This window comes from Micromonospora sp. NPDC049903, assembly GCF_044460945.1.
Classification (GTDB): Bacteria; Actinomycetota; Actinomycetes; order Mycobacteriales; family Micromonosporaceae; genus Micromonospora.
On the sequence record NZ_JBITKL010000015.1, the window covers coordinates 1 to 22655 of the forward strand.

Here is a 22655-nt window from a genome sequence, read left to right on the forward strand (position 1 = left end):
ATCGACCGCACCAACTACCACGCCACCATCAACATCAACATCCTCGAAACAGCAACATTGACAACCCGCCCACCGCCCTAACTGAGCGGCATTGCCGTTAACGCCTGCGGTAGAGCAAGGGCCCCTTCTTAACAGGTCACGACGCGGCACACACGCGACGTCACCGACGATCGACCGCCGGCCCGGCTCAGGCGGCCAACGCTGCCCGCAGGTAACGCAGGTCCTCCGGGCCGCTCCAGCGGTGCGCCGACAGTCCTGCCACCCGGGCGCCGCTGATCGCCCGGTCCTCGTCGTCGACGAAGAGCACCCGGCCCGGCGCGGTCTCCAGGGCCTCGCAGGCGGCCTGGAAGTACTCGCGGGCCGGCTTGTGCACCCCGACCACCGAGGAGTTGACCACCACGTCCAGCTCGCCGACGAGCCCCAACGTCGCCAGGTCCTCGTCGAGCAGGTCGGTGGCGTTGGTGGCGAGCCCGACGCGGATGCCCCGGCCCCGCATCTCGCGGACGAAGTCGAGCACCGCCGGCTCGACCTCGCCCCGGTAGCGCTGCCACTGCTCGACGGCGGCCCGGGCCCGCTGCGGGCCACCGGCCGACTCGGCCAGCGCGTCGGCCACGCTCGACACCCACTCGGCGTGGCTGACCCGGCCGGTCAGCACCGGTTGCAGCAGCTCCCAGTGCTCGGCGATCTCGCCGAGCACCCCCTCGGTGAGGCCGTACTCTCGCTCCACCCCGGCGGCCACCGCCGGATCGAAGCGCCGCAGTACGCCGTCGAAGTCCAGCAGGAGCGCCGTCGCGCGTTCCCGAGCCACTACCCGTTCTCCTCGCCGCGGCCGTGCCGCTCGTCGTCGGTGTCGGCCCGGTTGAGCCGCTGACTGATCACCTGGGTGACCCCGCCACGCATGGTCACGCCGTACAACGCGTCGGCGATCTCCATGGTCCGTTTCTGGTGCGTGATGACGATGAGTTGGCTTTTCTCCCGCAACTGGGCCATCAGCGTGATCAGCCGACCCAGGTTGACGTCGTCCAGCGCCGCCTCGACCTCGTCCATGATGTAGAACGGGCTGGGCCGGGCGCGGAAGATCGCCACCAGCATCGCCACCGCGGTCAGCGACCGCTCGCCGCCGGAGAGCAGCGAGAGCCGCTTGATCTTCTTACCGGGCGGGCGGGCCTCGACCTCCACGCCGGTGGTCAGCATGTCGTCCGGCTCGGTGAGGATCAGCCGGCCCTCGCCACCGGGGAACAGCACCTCGAAGACCTGCTCGAACTCCCGCGCGGTGTCGGCGAAGGCGCTGGCGAAGACCTCCAGGATGCGGTCGTCCACGTCCTTGACCACGGTGAGCAGGTCACGCCGGGTCGCCTTGAGGTCCTCCAGTTGCTCGGAGAGGAACTTGAACCGCTCCTCCAGCGCGGCGAACTCCTCCAGCGCGAGCGGGTTGACCTTGCCGAGCAGGGTCAGTTCCCGCTCCGCCTTGGCGGCGCGCTTCTCCTGTACCGGTCGCTCGTACCGCACCGGCTCGGGCACCGGAAGGCCCTCCCGTTCGGCGGCGGCCACCTCGGCCTCGGTCGGCGGCACCGGCTGACCCGGGCCGTACTCGGCGATCAGCGTCTCCACGGTCAGGCCGAAGTCCTCGGCCGCCTTGGCCTCCAACTGTTCGATGCGCAGCCGCTGCTCGGCCCGCGCCACCTCGTCCCGGTGTACCTGGCTGGTCAGCCGGTCCAGTTCACCGCCGAGGCGTTTCGCGGCGGCCCGCACCTCCTGGAGTTCCGCCTCGCGGGTGGCCCGTTCCCGCGCCACCGCGTCGCGGTGCTCCTCGGCCCGGGCGATGCTGCTGGTCAGCCGGGTCAGTGCCGCCCGGGCGCCGCCGGCCACCGCCCGGGCGATGCCCGCGCCCCGGGTACGCGCGGCCCGCCGCGCCGCCGCCCGCTCCCGCGCGGACCGTTCAGCGGCGGCCTGCCTGCGCAGCGAGTCGGCCCGCCCGGCGATGGAGGCCACCCGCTCCTCGGCGGTACGCACCGCGAGCCGGACCTCCATCTCGTTCTGCCGGGCCTGCGGCACCATCGCGGCGAGCTGGTCGCGTTCCTCAGTGGAGGGTTCGGCGTCGATCGGGATCGCCTCGGCCAGCCGCAGCCGCTCCTCCAGCTCGGCCAGGGCGGTCAGGTCCCGTTCCCGGGCCGCCTCGGCACGCGACCGGGAGTCGCCGAGCCGGTCGGTCTCCGCCTTCGCCGACCGGGCGGCGGCGCCCAGTTCGGCCAGGCGGCGGGCGGCGGCGTTGCGGTGGCTCTCCGCCTCCCGCTTGGCGGCGGCGGCGTGCTGCACCACCTCCTTGGCGGCGGCCACCTCGGCCCGCGCCTGCACGAGTTGGTCGCGCAGGTCGGCACTGCTCCGTTCGGCGGTGAGCCGGTTGGCCCGGGCCTCCTCGACCGCCGCCTGCACCTCGATGTAGCTGGGGGCCTTCGCCGAGCCACCGGCCGCCGCGTACGCCCCGACGACATCGCCCTCCCGGGTGACCGCGCGCAGCTCGGGGTTGACGGTGACCACCTCGGCCGCGGCGGCCAGATCGTCGACCAGCACCACGTCGCGCAGCGCCCGGTGCACCGCCGGACGGATCTGGGCGTCGCAGTCCACCAGGTCGGGGGCCCAGTGCGCGCGGTCGGGCAGCTTGGGACGCAGCGCGTCGGCCGAACCGGACATCCCCGGCCCGGCCGGGCTGCCGACGAGCAGGCCGGCCCGCCCGGCGTCGGAGATCTTCAGCAGGCGCATCGCCTCGACCGCCTCGTCCACCCCGCTGACCGCGACCGCGTCGGCGAGCCCGCCGAGCGCGGCGGCCAGCGCGGCCTCGTGGCCGGGGGCGACCGTGAGCAGGCCGGCGAGACCGCCCAGCAGGCCGGGCACCTGGTCGGCGCGGGCCAGCAGCGCGCCGGCGCCGTCCTTGCGACGCAGGCCCAGGGCGAGCGCCTCCTCCCGCGCCTTCCAGGTGGCGGCGTCCTTCTCCGCCGCCCGCTCGGCGTCGGAGAGCGACCGGACGGTGGCCTGTGCCTTCTCCTGGGCACCGACCGCCTCGGCGTGCCGGGTGTCCAGGTCGGCGTTGTCGCGGTCCGCCTCGGTGGACTGCTCGGCGACCGCGTCCAGGTCGGCCTGGGCCCGCTCGGCACGGGCCAACGCGTCGGTGTGCGCGGCGGCGAGTCGTTCGATCTCCTCACCGGCGCTGGTGGTCCGGGCGCGGGCGGAGTTCACCTGCCCGGTGAGCCGGGCCAACCCCTCCCGCCGGTCGGCGATCGCCTTCGCCGCGGCGACCAGTTCCCGCTCCGCCGCGGCGAGCTGGCGTTCCAGCTCCTGGCGGTGCTCGACCGCCTCGGCGAGCCGGATCTGGTCGTCGGTGAGCGCCGCGCGCAGCTCCTCCTCCTGCTCGCGGACCCGCTCGGCCTCGGCCTCCAACTGCTCCGGGTCCCGGCCGGGACGCTCGTCGTCGGGGGTCGCGCTGAGGTGCCGCAGCCGTTCCAGCGCGAGTTGCTCGATCGAGCGGAACCGTTCCTGGAGGGCGGAGAGCTTGTACCAGGTGTCCTGCGCGGCGGCCAGCAGCGGCGCGTCGGAGGCCAGCGCCTCCTCCAACTCGCCCAGGCGGAACTGCACCTCGGCGTGCTCGGCCTCCACCTGCTCGCGTCGCTGGCGCAGCGCCGTCTCGTCGGCGATCTCCTTGTCCAACGTGGTGCGCAGGGTGGCCAGGTCGTCGGCGAGCAGCCGCAGCCGCGCGTCCCGCAGGTTGGCCTGGATCACGGCGGCCCGTCGGGCCACCTCGGCCTGCCGGCCGAGCGGCTTGAGCTGACGGCGCAGCTCGGCGGTGAGGTCGGTGAGCCGGTTCAGGTTGGTCTGCATCGCGTCGAGCTTGCGCAGCGCCTTTTCCTTGCGCTTGCGGTGCTTGAGGACGCCGGCCGCCTCCTCGATGAACGCCCGCCGGTCCTCCGGCTTGGCGTGCAGCATGCCGTCGAGCCGGCCCTGGCCGACGATGATGTGCATCTCCCGGCCGATGCCGGAGTCGGAGAGCAGCTCCTGGATGTCGAGCAGTCGGCAGGAGTCGCCGTTGATCTCGTACTCGCTCTCGCCGGAGCGGAACATCCGGCGGGTGATGGAGACCTCGGTGTACTCGATCGGCAGGGCGCCGTCGGTGTTGTCGATGGTCAGCGTCACCTCGGCCCGGCCGAGCGGGGCCCGACCGGCGGTGCCGGCGAAGATGACGTCCTCCATCTTGCCGCCCCGCAGTGCCTTCGCGCCCTGTTCACCGAGCACCCAGGCGATGGCGTCGACGACGTTGGACTTGCCGGAGCCGTTGGGGCCCACCACGCAGGTGATCCCCGGCTCCAGCTTGAGCGTCGTCGCGGAGGCGAAGGATTTGAAGCCCTTCACCGTCAGGCTCTTGAGATGCACGTCCCGATCCTCGTCCGGTGGCCGCCGTACCGTCGCCCGGCTGCGCGGACCCTGGTAAACCCGCAGAGTAACCCGGCAGCAGGTGGCCCACCCGACGCGACCCGCCTCTGCCGGCGTCCGGGGCCGGGCAGAGATGCGCGCCGGCACACATCGTGTCGGCGCGCTGCTGTGCGGTGGTGCTATTCGGTTGTGGCGACCAGGTGGGTCAGGTCAGTGCCGGCTCGGCCAGACGGAGCAGATCGTCCGTCTCCGCCGCGGCCGCCGCGAGCCGATCGTTCTCGGCACGCAGACGGGTGACCTCGAACTCCAGTGACTGAACCCTGGAACGCAGTCGGGTGACCTCGTCGAGCAGACGCCGGTCGGGCGCCGCACCTACGTGGCCATAGAGGGCCTTCGCCATTTTGACTCCTTGATATGCGCTGCCGGAGAGGCCGGCCAACGCGCGCCCTGGTGTACGCGACTACCACTCCCACGGATTCTGGGCATGGCCGGGCGCGACTGGCGACACATACATATTGAGCCGGGAGCCCCTGATTCGTCAAGTTCTCGCAGGCCGTAGATCATCTCGACGTCGGCCCGACCGGTCACCGGCGGCTGCCACGAGGCGCGGACACGCTCTGTCCGGACGCCTCGACTCTACGCGCCGGTTCGGTGGATTACCTCACCCGGATGTACAGGGTCCTCTTAACTCTTCCTTAGCCGGATTGCTGCCCCCAGGGTCGACACGTAGCGTCACCTCGGCCCGTACCCGACCCGTGGAGGCGACAGGCGTGCACGGCTGGAACAACCCGCGCGACCCGGAGGGCGATCCTCGTCGACCGGAATCCCCGACCGAGGACCCGGCCTGGCTGACCGACCGTCCCGCACCGAGGTCGGCCTACTTCTTCGGCGACGAACCGGGGAGTTCGACCGACCGGTGGTACGACGACCAGCCGACCGAGCAGTGGCAACCGGACGCCGCGCACTCCGCCCGGTCGGAGGACACCGACCGGCGGTCCGGTCAGCACCACCACGCCGTCGAGCCGGAGACCGGGTACTACGAGCCGACCGACCGTGGCTGGACGCCGGACGGACCCGGCAGGCGGGACATCCCCGGGTGGCCCGCACCGGCCGACCCCGACCGGCCCGCTCGGCACGCCGCACCCGAGGCCGACCACCACGGCGCCGACTGGCACACCCAGCGGCACGACGCGCCGGCCGGGCCCGCCTCGGGCTTCCCGGCCGCCTCGGCCCAGGACCGCTACGACGGGTACGCCCCGACCGCCGGCCACGGCCGGTACGACGCCACCGGCGACCAGGGCCGGTACGGGGCGACGGCCGACCAGGGCCGCTACGACATGACCGTCGAAGGCCGGTACGACTCGGTCGTCGACCGGTACGACTCGGTCGTCGACCGGTACGACTCGGTCGTCGAGGGCGGGTACGGGGCGACTGCCGGCCCGTACGGTGGCACCGGCGACCACGGCCGGTACGGCCTGCCGGCGGACCAGGGGGGCACCGCCGACCAGCCGGACGAGCCGGCCGGCCCCGACGATCGCGGAGAGCGACGCACCTGGCGGCGTCCGCTGGTGCTGGGCGGCGCCGCCGCAGCGGCCACCCTCGTGGTGAGCATCGGCGTGGCGGCCCTCGCGCTGCCCGGCGACGACAAGACGACCGACCGCACCGCCGCCGACATCCCCGCCGCCACCGCGCCGGCCCTGGCGGACGAGACGCCGGACCTGGCGCTCGACCCGACCGACTCCCCGAGTCCCAGCCCGAGCCCGAGCGTCTCGCCGAGCAGCGCGTCGCCGTCGCCGTCGCCGAGCCGGGCCAGCAACAGCCCCACCCCGGCGGCGTCACGCACCACCGCGCCCTCGCGGCAGAACGCCGACCGGCAGGGCAGCCCCAACCGCGCCAGCACGCCCAGCGCCACCCCCTCCTCGGGTGCCACGTCACAGGCGGCGGAGGTCGTACGGCTGGTCAACGTCGAGCGGGCCAAGGAGGGCTGCGGCGCGCTCAGCATCGACGACAAGCTGACGACCGCCGCCCAGCGGCACAGCCAGGACCAGGCCGACACGCAGAACATGTCGCACACCGGCAGCGACGGCAGCAGTCCCGGGGACCGGATCGACCGGGTCGGCTACACCTGGCGCACCTTCGGCGAGAACGTGGCGTGGAACCAGCGCACCCCGGCTGCGGTGATGGACGCCTGGATGAACAGCGAGGGTCACCGGGCGAACATCCTCAACTGCGCGTTCACCGAGATCGGCGTCGGGGTGGCCAGCAGCAACGGACCGTACTGGACGCAGGTCTTCGCCGCCCCGCGCTGAGGCCGCGACGCCGGTCCCGGCCGGACTGCGAGTCCTGATCGGGTCTGTCCTCGTTTGACCGGGTGAGGTACGCGTCGGCGTACCTCACCCGGGCGGTTTGACGCCGCCCCGCGACGTGCGGAGACGGCGATGCGGATCGGGGTGGGTCGGACGCGGTCGGTACGCCGGGTGGTGCTACCGGCCGGCCTGGCGCTAGCGGTCCTCGCCGCCACCGTCGCCTGCCGGCCCCCACGCCCGCCGCCCGGCGCACCCACGAGCTGGCCGGCGGCCTCGGCGCGCCACTGGCAGTGGCAGTGGCAACTACACGGCGAGCTGGACCCGGCGGTCCCGGCGAACGTGTTCGTGCTCGACCCGGTCGCCACCACCGCGGCGCAGACCGCCACGCTCCGCGCCCGCGACACCCGACTGGTCTGCCAGGTGCACGTCGGGTCGGTGCACCCCGACGATCCGGACGCCAGCCGGTACCCGGCCGAGGTACGCGGGACCACGTCCACCGGCACCGACCGCACCTGGCTGGACGTACGCCGGTGGGACGTGCTGCGTCCGGTGCTGGCCGACCGGTTCCGGCTGTGCCGTGGCAAGGGCTTCGGCGCGGTGCTGCTGGCCGACGCCGACGGGTACGCCCAGCGCTCCGGGTTCCCGTTGGACTTCGACCACCAGCTCCGGTTCAACCGTCAGGTGGCGGCGCTGGCCCGCACCCTCGACCTCTCCCCCGGCCTGCTCGATGCTCTGCCGCAGGTCGCCGCGCTCGCGCCCGACCTCGACTTCGCGGTCGACGAGGAGTGCGTACGGCTGGCGCGGTGCGAGAAGCTGCTGCCCTTCGTCGACGCCGGCAAGCCGGTCTTCCACGTCGAGTACACCGGCGACACGGCGGACTTCTGCGTCACCAGCGTCGGCTACGGCTTCGCCTCCATCCGCAAGAACCGTGCCCTGGACGCCTGGCGGCTGCCCTGCCCGGCACCGTGAACCGGACCCGCGCACCGACCGGGCCGCGCCGACTCGTGATCAGCCGCGCAGCGAGCCCCGGGGGCGCGGCTGGCAGCGGGGGCAGCTGTACGAGGAACGGTTCATGAACGCCTCCCGCCGGATCGGCGCACCGCAGCGGTGACAGGGCTGCCCCTCCCGGCCGTACGCGTTCAACGACCGGTCGAAGTAACCGCTCTCGCCGTTGACGTTGACGTAGAGCGCGTCGAAGCTGGTGCCACCCGCGGTGATCGCCTCGGCGAGCACGTCCCGGACGTGACCGAGCAGTCGCCGGGCGGCCGGGCCGGTCAGCGCGTCGGTGGGCCGGACCCCGTGCAGGCCCGCGCGCCACAGTGCCTCGTCGGCATAGATGTTGCCCACGCCGGAGATCAGCGTCTGGTCCAGCAGCGCGCGCTTGACCTCGGTGCGCCGTCGCCGCAGCGCGGCCACGAACTCGTCGTCGGAGAACTCCGGGTCCATCGGGTCCCGGGCGATGTGCGCGATCTCGACCGGCAGCCCGGCACCGCCCTCGCTCACCGACAGCCCGCCGAACGTCCGCTGGTCGACGAAGCGCAGCTCCGGTCCGTCGTCGGTGAACCGGAACCGCACCCGCAGGTGCGCTTCGTCGGAGGTGCCCGCCGGTTGCAGCAGCAACTGCCCGGACATCCCGAGATGCCCGATCACGGCGTCGCCGCTGTCCAGCGGGAGCCACAGGTACTTGCCCCGCCGCCGTACGTCGAGCACGGTCCGACCGGCCAGCACGTCGGCGAAGTGGACGCCGCCCGGCTGGTGCCGGCGTACCGCCCGGGGATGGCGTACCTCGACCACGTCGATCCGGCGGCCGGTGACCCAGCGGGCCAGGCCCTGCCGGACCGTCTCCACCTCGGGCAGCTCAGGCACGGTGCGCCTGGACCTCGCCGACCGTCTCGGCCCGCTCGTCGATGGTCACCGTGTCCTGCTCGGCGCCCGGGTCGGTGATCTCCTCGGCCGGGCTCGACTCCGCCTCGGCGTCCGCGGTCAACATCCGCCAGGCGGACTCGGCCGCCCGCTGCTCGGCCTCCTTCTTGCTGCGCCCGTCGGCGCCGCCGTACCGGTTCCCGGCCACCACCACCCAGGCGGTGAAGGTCTTGAGATGGTCCGGCCCGGTGCCTTCGATCCGGTATTCCGGGACCCCGAGCCCGAGCGCGGCGGTCAACTCCTGGAGGCTGGTCTTCCAGTCCAGCGCGGCACCGCGTCCGGCCGACTCGGCCATCAGCGGGTCGAACAGCCGGTGGATCACGATCGCGGCGGTGTCCAGCCCGTACTGGAGGTAGATCGCACCGAGCAGCGCCTCCAGGGTGTCGGCGAGGATGCTCGCCTTGTCCCGCCCGCCGGTGGTCTCCTCACCCTTGCCCAGCAGCAGGTACGGGCCGAGCCCGTCCGGGCCCAGGCCCCGGGCCACCTCGGCGAGGGCACGCATGTTCACCACGCTGGCCCGCAACTTGGCCAACTGCCCCTCGGGCAGGTCCGGATGGTTGTGGAAGAGCGCGGTGGTGATCACCACGCCGAGCACCGAGTCGCCGAGGAACTCCAGCCGCTCGTTGGTGGGCAGACCGCCGTTCTCGTATGCGTACGAGCGGTGGGTGAGTGCGCGCTCCAGCAGGTCCGGGTCCAGCGTCACGCCGAAGGCGGCTTCCAGGTGGCCGACGGAGGGCCTCCGCCGCTTGTCGTTGCTCATGATGTGCGTACCTCGGTGTCGGTGGTGCGGTCGGTGCGGTGGCCGGCGAGCAGCGCGGCGACCCGGTCGGTGGCGTCGCGTCGCCAGAGGTGGGCGGCCAGGGCGATGCCGGAGGAGATGTCGTCGGGGCGGGCGGCACCGTGACAGACGACCACCGTCCCACCCACGCCGAGCAGGGCGGCCGCCCGGGGCGCACCCCCGCCGGGCGGCGGTCCACCGGCCATCGCGTACGCGCCCTCGATGGCTTTGAGCAGCACGTTACCGGTGAACCCGTCGGTGACCACCACATCGGCACGCGTGCCGACGCAGACGTCGTACCCCTCCACCATGCCCACGTAGCGGGCGTCGGCGGGCAGGGTCACGGTGCTGAGCACGGGATCGGTGAGCCGGCGGGCCCGGTCACCCTTGCCCGCCTCGGTGCCCACCGAGAGCAGGCCCACCCGGGGTGCGACGACGCCGTGGGCGGCAGCGGCGTACGCGGCGCCGAGCACGGCGTGCCGGGCCAGCGTGGCCGGGTTGGGTTCCAGCGAGCCGCCGACGTCGAGCAGCACCACCGGTCCGGAGACGGCGGGCAGGACGGCCGCGAGCGCCGGGCGTCGCACCTCGGGCCAGCGACCCAGGCCGAGGGCGGCGGCGGCGACGGTCGCGCCGGTGGAGCCGGCGGAGACCAGCGCGTCGGCCTGGCCCGCGTGCACGGCGGCGACGGCCGTACGGACGGTGGAGTCGGTGCGTGCGGTGACGACCTCGTCGGCCATGTCGACGGCGGTCCGGGCGGGCCGGACGGTGACCCGGGCGCGTTCGGCCGGGTCGAGGGCATGAACCAGCGCGCCGGCCACCTCGGTCGGGCCGACGAGCAGCAGATGCAGGTGAGGGTCGGCGCGCACCGCCCGCAGAGCGCCGTCCACCACGACGGCGGGAGCGTCGTCCCCGCCGAGGAGGTCAACGGCGATCCGTGCGGTGCCCGGCTCCGTCGCGACGCCGGCCGGTGAGAGCCGGCCGGCGTCGGCGGGAGTGCCGGGCGATCGCCGGGGTGTGCGCGTCGCCCGACCCGTGGTCGGAGACGTCACTCGGCGTCCGGGTCAGACCTCGAGGACCTGGCGGCCGTTGTAGGTGCCGCAGACGGAGCAGGCGGCGTGCGGCAGCTTGGCGGACTTGCACTGCGGGCAGGCCACGGTCGCGACCGCCGCGGCCTTCCAGTTCGCCCGGCGGGACCGGGTGTTGCTGCGCGACATCTTGCGCTTGGGGACGGCCACGGTTCTTACTCCTCTGTACGGGTCAGTTGCGACAGGCCCGCCCAACGCGGGTCGATCTGCTGGTGGCTGTGATCGGCCGGCAGATCGTCCAGGTGTACCCCACATTCGGGGCACAGGCCCGGGCAGTCCTGGCGGCAGAGCGGGTTGGTCGGCAGTGCGAGCACCACCGCGTCCCGCACCGCCGGTTCCAGGTCGATCAGGTCTCCCTGCATCCGGCCGACCTCGTCATCCTCGGTGGTGACGTCCGTGGTGCTGTTCTCGTACGCGTACAGCTCCTGGATCGTCACCGACACCGAGTCGTTGATCTCGCGCAGGCAGCGACCGCACTCGCCCCGGACCTGACCGCTGACGGTCCCCGAGACGAGCACGCCCTCGGACACCGACTCCATCCGCAGATCGAGGTCGAGGTCCGCGCCCTCCGGCACGCTGATCAACTCCACGCCGAGGTCCGCCGGTGCCGGGACCACCCGTGTGACGGTACGCAACGCACCAGGCCGGCGCGGTAGCTCCCTCGTGTCGAGGACCAGCGGCGACCTGGGGTCGAGTGAAATGGGTGAGTTCTTGGGCATAGTCAGACTCCGGCCGGTGAGAGGCCGACAAACGAGGTTACCTGCACCGGCGGCCCACCGTCGAACCGGGGCCGGCCTGGGCTACCCCGGCGTCGGCAGGGATGCCAGCGGCGGCACCTGCCGGGACGGACGCCACCGGGCCGCATCGGCGGCAGGCTCGGCGGCGGTACGCCCGCTCCGGCGGGTACCGACCGTGGGGTCAGAAGGGCAGCGGGCGCTCCGCCTCGTCACCGCCGAAGGTGCCGATCTCGCGCAGCGCGTGCATCTTGTCCCGGCCGCGTTCGATGGAGGCCAGCGCCCGGGTGAGGAACTGCTCGAAGTTGGCCAGGGCGGTGTCGACGTAGTCGTCGACCTCCTCGCGCAGTCGCTGTGCCTCGGCACGCGCCTCGGCGATGATCCGGGCGCCCTCGTGCTCGGCGGAGACCGTGATCTCGTTCACCGAGACCAGGCGGGCGTGTTCCGCCTCACCCTCGCTGATGATCCGGTCCGCCTCCCGCTTGCCCGCCTCCATGATCTTGTCCCGCTCCTCCAGCAGGGCGGCGGCGCGGCGCAGGTCGGCGGGCAGCTCGGCGCGCAGTTCGTCCAGGGCCGCGATCATCTCGCCCCGATCGACCATGCAGTTGTTGCGCGACATGGGCACGGAGCGCGCCTGCTCCACCATGGCGATCATTTCGTCGATGCGGTCGAGCGGGTCCACCGGTACCTCACTCCTGTCGTTCGTCGGGCCGACCTACATCATGCGGGCTGCGGCCAAGTTCCCGCTTCATCCAATGATGTCGTCCCGACACCCCCGCGACACCCCACCCCTCCCCCGGCGCGTCGCGCCCGACCCCCTCGGCGGCACCGGCGGCAGGGTGCCGCCGAACGCCGACGACGGCCCGGGGTCGCGGCGCGTGCCGCGTCAGGACGGCGGGGTCAGGCGGGCCTTCAGCGCCTCGCGGACCAGGTCGGGGACGTGCGGACTGACGTCGCCGCCCCACTTGGCCACGTCCTTGACGAGGCTGGAGGAGAGGAAGGAATAGAGCGGGTTGGTCGGCATGAACAATGTCTCGACCCCGGCGAGGCCGATGTTCATCTGGGCCATCTGCAACTCGTAGTCGAAGTCGCTGACCGCCCGGATGCCCTTGATCAACACCGTCGCCCGCTGGGCCCGGCAGAAGTCCACCAGCAGCCCGCGGAACGACTCCACGCGGACGTTGTCGTAGGAGGCGGTCACCTCGCGGAGCATCTCGATCCGCTCCTCGACGGTGAACACGCCCGTTTTCGACTGGTTGATGAGCACACCGACGATCACCTCGTCGAACAGTCGGCTGGCCCGACCGATGATGTCGAGGTGGCCGTTGGTGACCGGGTCGAACGAGCCGGGACACACCGCACGTCTCATGATCGGCGACCGTACCAAAGGGTGGTCTCGCCGTACCGGCGACTGCGCAGGCCAGTGACGCCTTCCACCCACTCGACCGGGTTGCCGCGACTGGAGCGCTCGACCACGAGCAAGGCGTCCGGCGCGAGCCAGCCGCCGTCGACCAACCCGGCGAGCATCGCGGTGACGCCGTCGTCCGGCAGCGCGTACGGCGGGTCGGCGAAGACCACGTCGTACGGGTCGCCCTCCGGCGCGCCGGCCAGCACGGTGGCGACCTTGCCGGTGACCAGTCGCGCCGCGGGCCCGGCGCGCAGCACCGCGATGTTCTCCCGGATCACCCGCGCGGCACGTGCGTCGGACTCCACCAACAACACGTGCGCGGCCCCCCGGGACAGCGCCTCCAGGCCGACCGCGCCGGATCCGGCGTACAGGTCGGCGAAGCGCGCCCCGTCCAGGTCCACCTCCGCCTGCACCGCGCTGAACAACGCCTCGCGGACCCGGTCCGAGGTCGGCCGGGTGCCGGCACCCGGCGGCGCGGCGATCCGCCGACCACCGAGGCTCCCGGCCACGATCCGGGTCACCCTTCGCTCCTGCTCATGCCCCTGACGCTACGCGAGGACACGATGACCGTGGCGACGAGTACGCGGCCCCGGACGCCCGTCGACTGTCCGATCCGGACGCGAACAGCCCTCGATCGATCACCGGGCGTATATCAATGATCTCGCATTCATAACATCATCCTTAGCCCCCGCTGAGGACTGTCCCGTTCCACACGATCTCGCTAGGGTCTGCCCCGGTGCCGGCGTTCTGACGCCGCCGGCCATCGACACGGGCGGCACCTCCCCCGGCGCGGCACACTCCGCCGGCGTCGTCCTGTCCCGCCCGTGCCGACCCGACGCTTCTTCACCCCGGGAGTACGCGTGATCCGACCCAAGCTGTCGCTCCGGCGGCCGCTGGCTGTCCTGGCAGCCGCCCTCATCGGCTCGACCGGAGCAGTGGCGCTGGCCAGCCCGGCCAGCGCTCACCACACCACCATCTCCGCCACCGTCGTCTGCGACCAGCGCAGCGGCGAGCGGGTGATCACCTGGAAGGTGGTCAACAGCGAGCGCCGGAAGACCGCCACCATCACGAACGTGACGGCCAACCCGGCGACCACGGTCGTGCTCGCCCCCGAGGGTGCCGACGCTGCCGAACTCAAGGGCACGGCGATCCCGAAGGCCGGTTTCGTCGAGGGCGTCCAGCGCGTGCCCGGCGACACCACGAGCGCCACGCTGACCGTGGACGCGGCCTGGTTCCAGGAAGGCGACTCCCGGCGGAACAAGGCGCCGAGGTCGTCGGATTCCAAGACCATCAAGCTCGACGCCGACGGCGCGTGCGCCCCGGCGCCGAAGTGCGTCGACGCCAGCGCCGCCAAGTACAGCCACACGTTCGACGGCCCGAAGGGCACGGCGACCGTGAAGCTGGAGGGCGACCAGCCGCTCTGCGGTGACGCGAAGCAGTACTTCACGCTGGTGTCGTACTTCGCGCCGCGCCCGCAGTTCGCCACCCCGCAGTACGTCTACGGCACCCCTGCCAGCGACTACCTCGGCGGCACCCAGACCGAGATCGAGCTGAACGTCGGTGTTCCGGACTGCCACACCCAGGTCGACCTGATCTGGGGCGGCGTGGACGAGGTCATCGACCCGCTGGTCGAGAACGGCGAGCGCTACGGCAACAAGAAGCTCGGCGAGAAGGGTGCGCCCGGCAACCGCTCGTCCGGCCCGCAGGGCTGGTACAACGGCGGCAGCAAGAACTGCACCACCCCGGCGTCCACCTTCGCCTCCGCCTGCGACGGCACCGTGGCCGTCTCGCTGAGCAACGACGGCTCGCTCTCCCGGTACGCCGTCGAGTTCGAGGTGCGCGGCGAGAACGGCTGGTCCAAGAAGGTCACCGTCGAGCCGGGCAAGGCCGACAACGAGACCGTGGTGCCCGCCGAGAACGCCGGCAAGATCGAGGTCCTGGTCGACGGTGAGGTGATCGAGGGCGGCACGTACAAGTGGCAGCGCCCCGAGGACTGCCCGCTGCCGACCGTCACCACCGACGCCGACTGCGAGACCTTCGCGCTGACCGCCTCGAACCCGGAGGGTGGCGTGCCGGTCAAGGTGGACTTCACCTACGGTGACAAGACCGAGAGCCGGACCGTCGCGCCCGGTACCTCGGAGAAGGTCACCTTCAAGGCCGGTGACGACGAGGCGGCCCTGGTCGTCCTCCCCGACCTGGGTCTGGAACTCGAGGTCGTTTACGCCCCCGAGGGCTGTGGCGGTGGCGGCGGCGGCGAGGAGCCCCCGGGCCTGCCGGTGACCGGTGCAGCGGCCGGCGGCATCGCCGCGGGCGCGATCGCCCTGCTGGCGGTCGGCGCGGTGCTGTTCGTGATGGCCCGGCGGCGTCGGATCCACTTCACCGCCTGAGCCGAGCTGACGGGTCCCTCCCGCGACTGAGGCGGGACCCCAGCGAAGCCTGAATCCGAGGGCGCGTCGACCACCCGGTCGGCGCGCCCTCGGCGTCGGCGCCCCTCGGCGTCCGCGCCCTCTCGGCGTCCGCGCCCCCTCGGCGTCCGCGCGCCTGCCCGGTCCCCGCACACTTCGCGGCCCATGGTCGTGCTCGATCCAGGATCGAGTGCCTTCCCAGACGTGCCGAGGCCACTCGATCCTGGATCGAGCGTGATCAACGCAGGCAGCGCTCAGCGCAGGCAGCGCTCAGCGCAGGCAGCGCTCAGCGCAGGCAGCGCTCAGCGCAGGCAGCGCTCAGCGCAGGCAGCGCTCAGCGCAGGTGATCAGCCCTTTTCGAGGTACTCCGCGCGGTCCGCGTCGACCAGGGCGGCGACCGACGCGGCCAGGGCCGGGTGCCGGGCCAGGTCGGGGTCCTCCTCGACCATCTCGATCGCCTCCGCCCGCGCGTCACGGATCAGGTCCGCGTCGCGCAGCAGCGACAGCAGCCGCAGGTGCGATCGGCGGCCGGACTGCGTCGCGCCCAGCACGTCGCCCTCCCGCCGCTGCTCCAGGTCGAGCTCCGCGAGCTTGAAACCGTCGGTGGTGGAGGCGACCGCGTCCAACCGCTCCCGGGCACTGCTGCCCTCGGTCGCCTCGCTCACCAACAGGCAGAGCCCGGGTGCGCTGCCCCGGCCCACCCGCCCCCGGAGCTGGTGCAACTGGGAGACGCCGAACCGGTCGGCGTCCAGCACCACCATCATCGTCGCGTTGGGCACGTTCACGCCGACCTCGACCACGGTCGTGGCCACCAGGACGTCCAACTCCCCGGCGGCGAAGGACCGCATCACCGCGTCCTTCTCGTCGGCGGGCAGTCGACCGTGCAGGACGCCGATGCGTACCCCGTGCAGTGGTCCCTCGGCCAGCAGCGGAGCGACCTCGGTCACCGCAAGCGGCGGACGGCGGCCGTTGTCGTCCAGTTCCGGCGGCTCCTCGTCGCCGCCGGGCTTCGCGTCCGCCTCCCCGATCCGCGGACACACCACGTACGCCTGATGCCCCTTGCCGACCTCCTCGCGCAGTCGACGCCAGGCCCGGTCGAGGAAGGCGGGCTTCTCGGCGGCCGGCACCACGTGCGAGGCGATCGGCGAACGGCCCTGCGGGAGCTGGGACAGCGTGGAGATCTCCAGGTCGCCGTAGACCGTCATGGCCACCGTCCGGGGGATCGGCGTAGCGGTCATCACCAGCACGTGCGGCGGCTGGTCGGCCTTGGCCCGCAACGCGTCCCGCTGTTCGACGCCGAACCGGTGCTGCTCGTCGACCACCACCAGGCCCAGGTCGGCGAAGTCGACGCCCTCGTAGAGCAGGGCGTGGGTGCCGAGCACGATGCCCGCCGCACCACTGGCCACCTCGGCGAGCGCCCGCCGCCGGGCCGCCGCGCCCAGGGAGCCGGTGACCAGTTCCACCCGGGTGGCCTGCTCGGCGGCACCGAGCTGACCTGCCTGTGCGAGCGGGCCGAGCAGGTCGAGCATGCCCCGGTGGTGCTGGGCGGCGAGCACCTCCGTCGGGGCCAGCAACGCCGCCTGACCGCCCGCGTCCACCACCTGGAGCATGGCCCGTAGCGCCACCACCGTCTTGCCGGAGCCGACCTCGCCCTGCAACAGGCGGTGCATCGGATGGTCGGTGGCCAGGTCCGCCGCAATCTCCACGCCGACGTCGCGCTGGCCGCCGGTGAGCTCGTACGGCAACCGGGCGTCGAACGCGTCGAGCAGCCCACCCTGCCGAGCGGGGCGGGCCCGGGCCGGCCAGGCGGCGGCCTGCTGCTTGCGGCGGACCAGGGTCAACTGCACGGCGAACGCCTCGTCCCACTTCAACCGACGCCGGGCGCGGTACAGGTCCTCGCGGCTGGACGGCCGGTGGATCTCGCGAAGGGCGACGTCGAGGCCGATCAGGTTGCGGGTGGCCCGCACGGTGGCGGGCAACGGGTCCTCCGGCGGCTCCACCGTGTCCAGCACCACCCGTACGCAGCGGGCGATCACCCAGGTCGGTACGGCGGCAGCCGCCGGGTAGACCGGGATCAGCGCACCGGCGAACTCCTCCACCTGCTCGTTGGCCGCGGCCTCCCCGTCGGTCTGGTCGCCGAGCAGCACGTACTCGGGTCCGTTGAGCTGCCGCTTGCCACGGAACTCGGTGACCTTGCCGGCGAACATGCCCCACCGGCCCGGGCGCAGCTCCCGCTCCCGCCATGCCTGGTTGCCGAAGAACGTGAGGGTGAGCGTGCCGCCGGATCCGTCGCCGACGGTCACCTCCAGCAGGTTGCCCCGACGCTGACGCATCGGGCGTACCGCGGTGCGCTGCACCTGGGCCAGCACGGTGACCTGCTCCCCGACGTCGAGCGCGCGGATGTCGGTGTGCTCGCCGCGCTCGTCGTACCGGCGCGGGAAGTGATAGAGCAGGTCACCGGCGGTGTGCAGGTCGAGGTGACCGGCGAGCGCCTTGGCGGTCCGGTCACCGACGAGCTTCTTGAGCGGCGTGTCCACGGTGGACGCATCCGAGGTCATTCGACACCTACCAGCAGGGGATAATGCGGCTGTCCGCCCGGATACGTGTGCACCTCCACGAAGGGCCACCGGCCGACGATGTGCGTACGCACCGCCTCGGCCAGCCCGTCCGGCGCGTCCGCGCCGACGAGCAGGGTGACCAGTTCGCCACCGCCGCCGAGCATCCGGTCGACCAGGGCGACGCTGGTCTGCACCAGATCGGTGCCGATCAGGTGCACCTCCCCCTCGACCAGGGCGAGTACGTCACCGGCGCGGCACGGACCGGCGACGGTGAGCGCGTCCCGTCCGGCCCGGCACACCTCCGCGTGCCGGCAGGCCCCGGCGGCCTCGGCCATCGCGATCACGTCGTCCTCGAAGCGCCGGCCCGGGTCACGGACGGCGAGCGCGGCGAGCGCCTGCACCGGTGACCGGGTGGGCACCACGCTGACCTTCACGCCCGACCGGTGTGCCTCCACCGCGACCTGGTTCGCCACCGCCTGCGCCTTCGGGTCGTTGGGCAGCACCACGACCCGCGCCGCCCCGGTCGCGCGGACCGCGTCGAGCAGTTCGCCGGTGGACGGGTTGCCGGGCACCACCACCGCGCCCTCACCGGCCAGCAGTTCGGCGATGCCGGGCCCGGTGGCCACCACCACGGCCCCCCGACCGTCGGGCTCCGGACCCGTCGCGGCTGCCCGGACCGCGTCGAGCTCCGGGACCGGTGCGGAGGCCAGGGCCGCGCCGGGCGCCACGCCGGAGGCCAGAGCCGCGCCGGGCGACGCGCCGGAGGCCAGAGCCGCGCCGGGGGTCGAGGTCGGGGCCGCACCGGCGGCCGGAGTCGCGCCGGGCGCCGGGGTGTTGTCGAGGGCTGAGGCGGCGTCGGCGGCCGAGGTCGCCTCGGGGGCACGCTGGTCGGCGAAGCGGGTCACCGAGATCTGGTACGGGCGGCCGGCCACCACACCCGCCTCGATCGCCGCCCCGATGTCGTCGACGTGCACGTGCACCTGCCAGGTCCCGCCGGTCGGGCTGCCGTCACCGACCACCACCAGGGAGTCGCCGAGCGCGTCCAACTCGTCGCGCATCCTCCGCACCGCCTCGGGCTCGGCGTCGAGGAGGAACTGCACCTCGTAGGCGTACCCGACGGACATGGTCTCCCGAGCGGCGGCCAGTGGCACCGGCCGGGGAGTCGGCGTGCAGGTCACCGGGTTCTCCCCGGTGACCACCTCGACCAGCGCGTTCAGCAGCAGGCTGAACCCCCGCCCACCGGCGTCGACCACACCGGCCCGGGCCAACGCCGGCAGTTGCTCGGGCGTACGCGCCAGGGCCGTCGCCGCGCCGGACGCGGCGGCCCGCGTCACCGTGGGCAGCGCGCCGTCGGCGACCCGTGCGGCCGCGTCGGCGGCGGCCGACGCCACCGTCAGCAGGGTGCCCTCCTCCGGCCGGGCCACCGCCGCGTACGCCGCGTCGCTCGCCACGCGCAGGGCGGCGGCCAACTCCCGTCCGCGCACCTCGGGGACGGGGCCCAGCGCGTCAGCGAGGCCGCGCAGGATCTGCGACAGGATCACGCCGGAGTTGCCCCGGGCCCCGAGCAACGCGCCCCGGGCCAGCAGCCGCAGAGCGTGCCCGTGCGCGGTCGAGGTGCCGTCCGCCCCGGTGTCGAGATCCATCGCCAGGGCCTGCTGGGCCGAGGTGAGGGTGAGCACCAGGTTGGTGCCGGTGTCGCCGTCGGGCACCGGATAGACGTTGAGGTCGTCGATCTCCCGCTGGTGCCGCTTGAGCGTGGCCAGCCCGCTGGCACACCAGCGGCGCACGGCGGCGGCATCGAGGGTGTCCAGCACGGTGGAAGCCTACTGGCGTAGGGTGACAGTCGCCGGGCGTGTCACGTCGCGGCCGGATCCATGTGCCACTCGGCCCACATGCCACTCGGCCGGACCCGTGTGTCGCTCGGGCGGATCCGCCGTGTCGGGCGGCCGGGCTCCCGGTGGAACCGGTCCTGGTGCCGGACGGTGGCCGCCGAGGCCGGGCCGGGGCCGATTGGGCAGCCGGTTCCACCATCGGGTACCCTGGCCAGGTTGCCCGGGCAGCACCTGCCGGCGACCTCATGAACGTTTCAAACCCAGGAGTATCCCGTGGCTAGCGTGTGCGACGTCTGTGGCAAGGGACCGGGCTTCGGCCACAACGTGTCCCACTCGCACCGGCGGACCAACCGCCGCTGGAACCCGAACATCCAGTCGGTGCGTACCCCCGCCGGTGGCGGCACGACCAAGAAGCTGAAGGTCTGCACGTCCTGCATCAAGGCGGGCAAGGTCGCCCGCGCCTGACGCGGGATCACACTGTCGTTCGATGCCGGTGGGCCGATGGCCCACCGGCATCGTCGTGTCCGCGCCCGGAAGGTCCGCACCGCCGGCATCGACTCGCACCGCGAGCACCGACTCGCGCCGGCACCGCACCGGCGGCATCGCCGTCGCACCGGCACTGATGTTAGGAAGGGTCCCCTGCTATACACCAGGCGTTAGCAGGGGACCCTTCCTTACATCTCCTTACGTCTCAGAACATCTCAGAGCGTACGGCCGAATGACAGGCAGCCGGGCTCGGCGGCGTAGAAGCCGAAGTTGGGGATCCGCTCGTAGCCGGCACCGGTGTACATCGCGATCGCCTCGGGCTGCCGGTCGCCGCACTCCAGGATGAGCCGCTTACGGCCGTGCTCGCGGGCCGAGCGCTCGATGGCCGCGAGCACCGTCCGGGCCACCCCCCGGCCACGGGCCTGCGGGGCGGTGTACATCCGCTTCAGCTCGGCGGTGGCGCCCTCGTCGCCGTGACTGCGCCAGCCGCCGCAACCGACCGGCTGCCCGTTTAAATGGGCGACCAGGAACGCCCCGGCCGGGGGCACGAACTCGTCGGGGTCGACCGGGGTCTCGTCGCCGCTGCCGCCGTACCGGGCGCCCAGGTCGGCCAACGCGGCGATGATCAACCGCTGCGCGACCGGGGAGTCGAAGGGCACCACATGGATCTCGATCTGCTGCACAGGTAAAGGGTACGACCCGACCTGCCCCTTACCCGGCGGGGTCACCGGAAGTGATCCCAGCCGCCTGGACCGTCGAACGGCCGCCCGTCCACGGTCACCCCGGAGCCCTCCTCGACCCGACCGACCAACCGCCATTCGGCGGGCAGCGCCGTGGTCGGCGGGAAGGTCGCCACCAGGGCGTGATCGTCGCCACCGGCCAGCAACCAGGAGTACGGGTCGACGCCGAGCGCCTGCGCGGCGTCCCGCATCTGCGGCGGCACCTCGAAGGCGTCCCGGGTGAGGTCGACGGTCACCCCGCTGGCCCTCGCCACGTGCCCGAGGTCGGCGAGCAGCCCGTCGGAGACGTCGATCATCGCGGTGGCACCGAGCCGGGCGGCCTGCGGCCCGGCCGGATAGGGCACCTCCGGCCGCCGGTACGCCTCGACCAGCAGCCGGGGCGTCCGGAACCCCCGGGAGAGCACGGTGAATCCGGCCGCCGCGTACCCGGTGCGACCGGCCAGGGCGACGAGGTCCCCGGGTCGCGCACCGGCCCGGGTCACCGGGGCACGACCACCCAGGTCACCCAGGGCGGTGACCGCGATGGTCAGGGTGGGGCTGGCCGACATGTCCCCGCCCACCACGCTGGCGCCGACCTCGGCCGCCTCGGCACCGAGCCCGTCGGCGAGCTGCTCCACCCAGTCGGTGGCCGCGTCGGCGGGTACGCAGAGCGCCACCAGCAGCGCGGTCGGGTCGGCGCCCATCGCCACCACGTCCGCGAGGTTCGCCGCCGCCGCCCGGCGCCCGATGTCGTACGCGCCGGACCAGTCCCGGCGGAAGTGTCGCCCCTCCACCAGGACGTCCGTCGAGGCGACCACCCGGGCGTCGGGCGCGGCGACCACGGCCGCGTCGTCACCGGGGCCGAGCAGCACCGTGGAGCCGTACGACAGGCGGGAGGTCACCCGGTCGATCAGCCCGAACTCGCCGACACCCGCCACGCTCACGCCGCCGCTCCGTCACGCCCCGTGCCGACGGGGGACGTCGTCGCGTTGAGCCGCTCAGCTCGCTCGCTCACTGCTTCTCCTTGGCCACCGATAGGGATCACCCCTGGTCCGTAAGGTACTTTCTCCCTTCGGGCCGCTTGACGGCGGCGACGGAGGGAGGTCGAGCGTGGTACAGGCGTACATCCTCATCCAGACAGAGGTCGGTCGGGCACGTGACGTGGCCGGTCTCATCGCGGATCTCGCCGGTGTGGTCCGGGTCGACGCCGTCACCGGGCCGTACGACGTGGTCGTGCTCACCGAGGCCAACACCGTCGATGAGCTGGGCAAGCTCATCGTCAGCAACGTGCAGATGGTGCCCGGCATCACCCGCACCCTGACCTGTTCGGTGGTGCGACTGTAAGTGGACGAGACCACCGAGAAGCCGGCCGACGGGGAGCGCTCCGAGGGCGCGAAGGCGCCCGACCGCACGAACCGCTCCGCCGCGCTGATCGCCACCGCCGTGGCGCTGCCGGTGGCGCTGCTGGTGGGCGCGGTCGCCTGGGCCAATATCCCGTCGAGCGAGCCGACCGCCGCACCCACGGCGTCACCGAGCACGGCCGCTCCCCGGTCCACCACCCCGGTCGAGATGGCGGCTCCCGAGCTGGCCGAACGACCGACCGTGGTCTGTCGCGCCCTGTTGTCACAGTTGCCGGACACCGTCCGTGACCTGTCGCAGCGGCCGGTCTCGGCCGGTCCCGAGCAGAACGCCGCGTACGGCGATCCGGCAATGACGGTGGCCTGCGGTGCCGAACGGCCCGCCCTGGCCCGCGACGCGCACCTCTACCTGGTCAACTCGGTTTGCTGGTTCGCGGTGGAGGGGCCGGACGCGACGGAGCTGACCACGGTCGACCGGGAGACGGAGGTGACCCTGCGGGTGCCGCACTTCTACGGCGAGGCGTTGCAGTGGGCCGCCCCGATCTCCGCAACCATCGTCGAGTCGATCCCGTCGGGCGACTCGAAGCCCACCGGCTGCACCGCCTGACCCACCCCGACGCGGCGGCCCGCGCCGGTGGCGG

At 73.0% G+C, this 22655-nt stretch carries 21 protein-coding genes; 6 read left to right on the plus strand and 15 right to left on the minus strand.

Annotated features, from left to right (window positions below; all coding sequences use genetic code 11):
• Window positions 1–187 precede the first annotated feature (187 nt).
• The 3 genes from ACIBO1_RS21350 to ACIBO1_RS21360 form a co-directional block, all read right to left on the minus strand.
• Complete coding sequence (locus ACIBO1_RS21350; protein WP_396749139.1) at window positions 188–808, minus strand: HAD family hydrolase; 621 nt, start codon at window positions 806–808, stop codon at window positions 188–190.
• Complete coding sequence (gene smc / locus ACIBO1_RS21355) at window positions 808–4422, minus strand: chromosome segregation protein SMC (RefSeq protein ID WP_396749141.1); 3615 nt, start codon at window positions 4420–4422, stop codon at window positions 808–810. The genes ACIBO1_RS21350 and smc overlap by 1 nt, the downstream gene beginning before the upstream one ends.
• Before the next feature lie 205 nt (window positions 4423–4627).
• The gene (locus ACIBO1_RS21360) at window positions 4628–4822 is read right to left on the minus strand and encodes a hypothetical protein (protein WP_117226739.1); all 195 of its coding nucleotides are present in this window, start codon (window positions 4820–4822) and stop codon (window positions 4628–4630) included.
• A gap of 370 nt (window positions 4823–5192) precedes the next feature.
• On the opposite strand from ACIBO1_RS21360, the gene ACIBO1_RS21365 reads away from it, so the two are divergent.
• Entirely contained in the window at window positions 5193–6731 is a 1539-nt protein-coding gene (locus ACIBO1_RS21365; protein WP_396749144.1) for a CAP domain-containing protein, read from the plus strand.
• A 129-nt stretch (window positions 6732–6860) separates the two neighbouring features.
• On the plus strand, window positions 6861–7697 hold the full coding sequence (locus ACIBO1_RS21370) for an endo alpha-1,4 polygalactosaminidase (RefSeq protein ID WP_396749147.1): 837 nt from the start codon (window positions 6861–6863) through the stop codon (window positions 7695–7697).
• A gap of 39 nt (window positions 7698–7736) precedes the next feature.
• Here ACIBO1_RS21370 and mutM read toward each other — a convergent pair whose 3' ends face one another.
• From mutM to rsmD, 8 genes are all read right to left on the minus strand, one after another.
• Window positions 7737–8594 carry a bifunctional DNA-formamidopyrimidine glycosylase/DNA-(apurinic or apyrimidinic site) lyase gene (mutM, locus tag ACIBO1_RS21375; protein ID WP_396749150.1) on the minus strand — a complete coding sequence of 286 codons (858 nt, stop codon included), beginning with the start codon at window positions 8592–8594 and terminating at the stop codon, window positions 7737–7739.
• On the minus strand, window positions 8587–9411 hold the full coding sequence (gene rnc, locus ACIBO1_RS21380) for a ribonuclease III (RefSeq protein ID WP_396749153.1): 825 nt from the start codon (window positions 9409–9411) through the stop codon (window positions 8587–8589). Before rnc ends, mutM begins: the two co-directional genes overlap by 8 nt.
• Window positions 9408–10361 carry a phosphate acyltransferase PlsX gene (locus tag ACIBO1_RS21385; RefSeq protein ID WP_396749420.1) on the minus strand — a complete coding sequence of 318 codons (954 nt, stop codon included), beginning with the start codon at window positions 10359–10361 and terminating at the stop codon, window positions 9408–9410. Before ACIBO1_RS21385 ends, rnc begins: the two co-directional genes overlap by 4 nt.
• Before the next feature lie 129 nt (window positions 10362–10490).
• The gene (rpmF, locus tag ACIBO1_RS21390; RefSeq protein WP_091435485.1) at window positions 10491–10664 is read right to left on the minus strand and encodes a 50S ribosomal protein L32; all 174 of its coding nucleotides are present in this window, start codon (window positions 10662–10664) and stop codon (window positions 10491–10493) included.
• A 5-nt stretch (window positions 10665–10669) separates the two neighbouring features.
• Window positions 10670–11233 carry a DUF177 domain-containing protein gene (locus tag ACIBO1_RS21395; protein WP_176092952.1) on the minus strand — a complete coding sequence of 188 codons (564 nt, stop codon included), beginning with the start codon at window positions 11231–11233 and terminating at the stop codon, window positions 10670–10672.
• Between the two features lie 199 nt (window positions 11234–11432).
• The gene (locus ACIBO1_RS21400) at window positions 11433–11930 is read right to left on the minus strand and encodes a hypothetical protein (RefSeq protein ID WP_131054984.1); all 498 of its coding nucleotides are present in this window, start codon (window positions 11928–11930) and stop codon (window positions 11433–11435) included.
• A gap of 204 nt (window positions 11931–12134) precedes the next feature.
• Window positions 12135–12617: a pantetheine-phosphate adenylyltransferase gene (gene coaD / locus ACIBO1_RS21405; protein WP_396749157.1), complete on the minus strand. Its 483-nt coding sequence runs from the start codon at window positions 12615–12617 to the stop codon at window positions 12135–12137.
• Window positions 12614–13177 carry a 16S rRNA (guanine(966)-N(2))-methyltransferase RsmD gene (gene rsmD / locus ACIBO1_RS21410; RefSeq protein ID WP_396749159.1) on the minus strand — a complete coding sequence of 188 codons (564 nt, stop codon included), beginning with the start codon at window positions 13175–13177 and terminating at the stop codon, window positions 12614–12616. Before rsmD ends, coaD begins: the two co-directional genes overlap by 4 nt.
• 339 nt (window positions 13178–13516) lie before the next feature.
• Here rsmD and ACIBO1_RS21415 point away from each other — a divergent pair, with 339 nt between their 5' ends.
• Window positions 13517–15043 (plus strand): cell wall anchor protein, encoded by a 1527-nt coding sequence (locus ACIBO1_RS21415; protein WP_396749161.1) that lies wholly within the window; start codon window positions 13517–13519, stop codon window positions 15041–15043.
• 365 nt (window positions 15044–15408) lie between these two features.
• Here the strand turns inward: ACIBO1_RS21415 and recG are convergent, their stop codons facing one another.
• Window positions 15409–17619: an ATP-dependent DNA helicase RecG gene (gene recG, locus ACIBO1_RS21420; protein WP_396749163.1), complete on the minus strand. Its 2211-nt coding sequence runs from the start codon at window positions 17617–17619 to the stop codon at window positions 15409–15411.
• On the minus strand, window positions 17616–19433 hold the full coding sequence (locus ACIBO1_RS21425; protein ID WP_396749166.1) for a DAK2 domain-containing protein: 1818 nt from the start codon (window positions 19431–19433) through the stop codon (window positions 17616–17618). The genes recG and ACIBO1_RS21425 overlap by 4 nt, the downstream gene beginning before the upstream one ends.
• A gap of 291 nt (window positions 19434–19724) precedes the next feature.
• Between ACIBO1_RS21425 and rpmB the strand changes: the two genes are divergently transcribed.
• Window positions 19725–19916: a 50S ribosomal protein L28 gene (rpmB, locus tag ACIBO1_RS21430; protein ID WP_093401721.1), complete on the plus strand. Its 192-nt coding sequence runs from the start codon at window positions 19725–19727 to the stop codon at window positions 19914–19916.
• Between the two features lie 236 nt (window positions 19917–20152).
• On the opposite strand, the gene ACIBO1_RS21435 is transcribed toward rpmB, so the two are convergent.
• A complete protein-coding gene (locus ACIBO1_RS21435) occupies window positions 20153–20620 on the minus strand; it encodes a GNAT family N-acetyltransferase (protein WP_396749169.1) in 468 nt (155 codons plus the stop codon).
• Window positions 20621–20661: 41 nt separating this feature from the next.
• Entirely contained in the window at window positions 20662–21600 is a 939-nt protein-coding gene (locus ACIBO1_RS21440) for a thiamine-phosphate kinase (protein ID WP_396749172.1), read from the minus strand.
• A 166-nt stretch (window positions 21601–21766) separates the two neighbouring features.
• Here ACIBO1_RS21440 and ACIBO1_RS21445 point away from each other — a divergent pair, with 166 nt between their 5' ends.
• Entirely contained in the window at window positions 21767–22000 is a 234-nt protein-coding gene (locus ACIBO1_RS21445; RefSeq protein ID WP_088646044.1) for an Lrp/AsnC ligand binding domain-containing protein, read from the plus strand.
• Window positions 22001–22621 carry a DUF3515 domain-containing protein gene (locus ACIBO1_RS21450; RefSeq protein WP_396749174.1) on the plus strand — a complete coding sequence of 207 codons (621 nt, stop codon included), beginning with the start codon at window positions 22001–22003 and terminating at the stop codon, window positions 22619–22621.
• The last annotated feature ends 34 nt before the right edge of the window (window positions 22622–22655 follow it).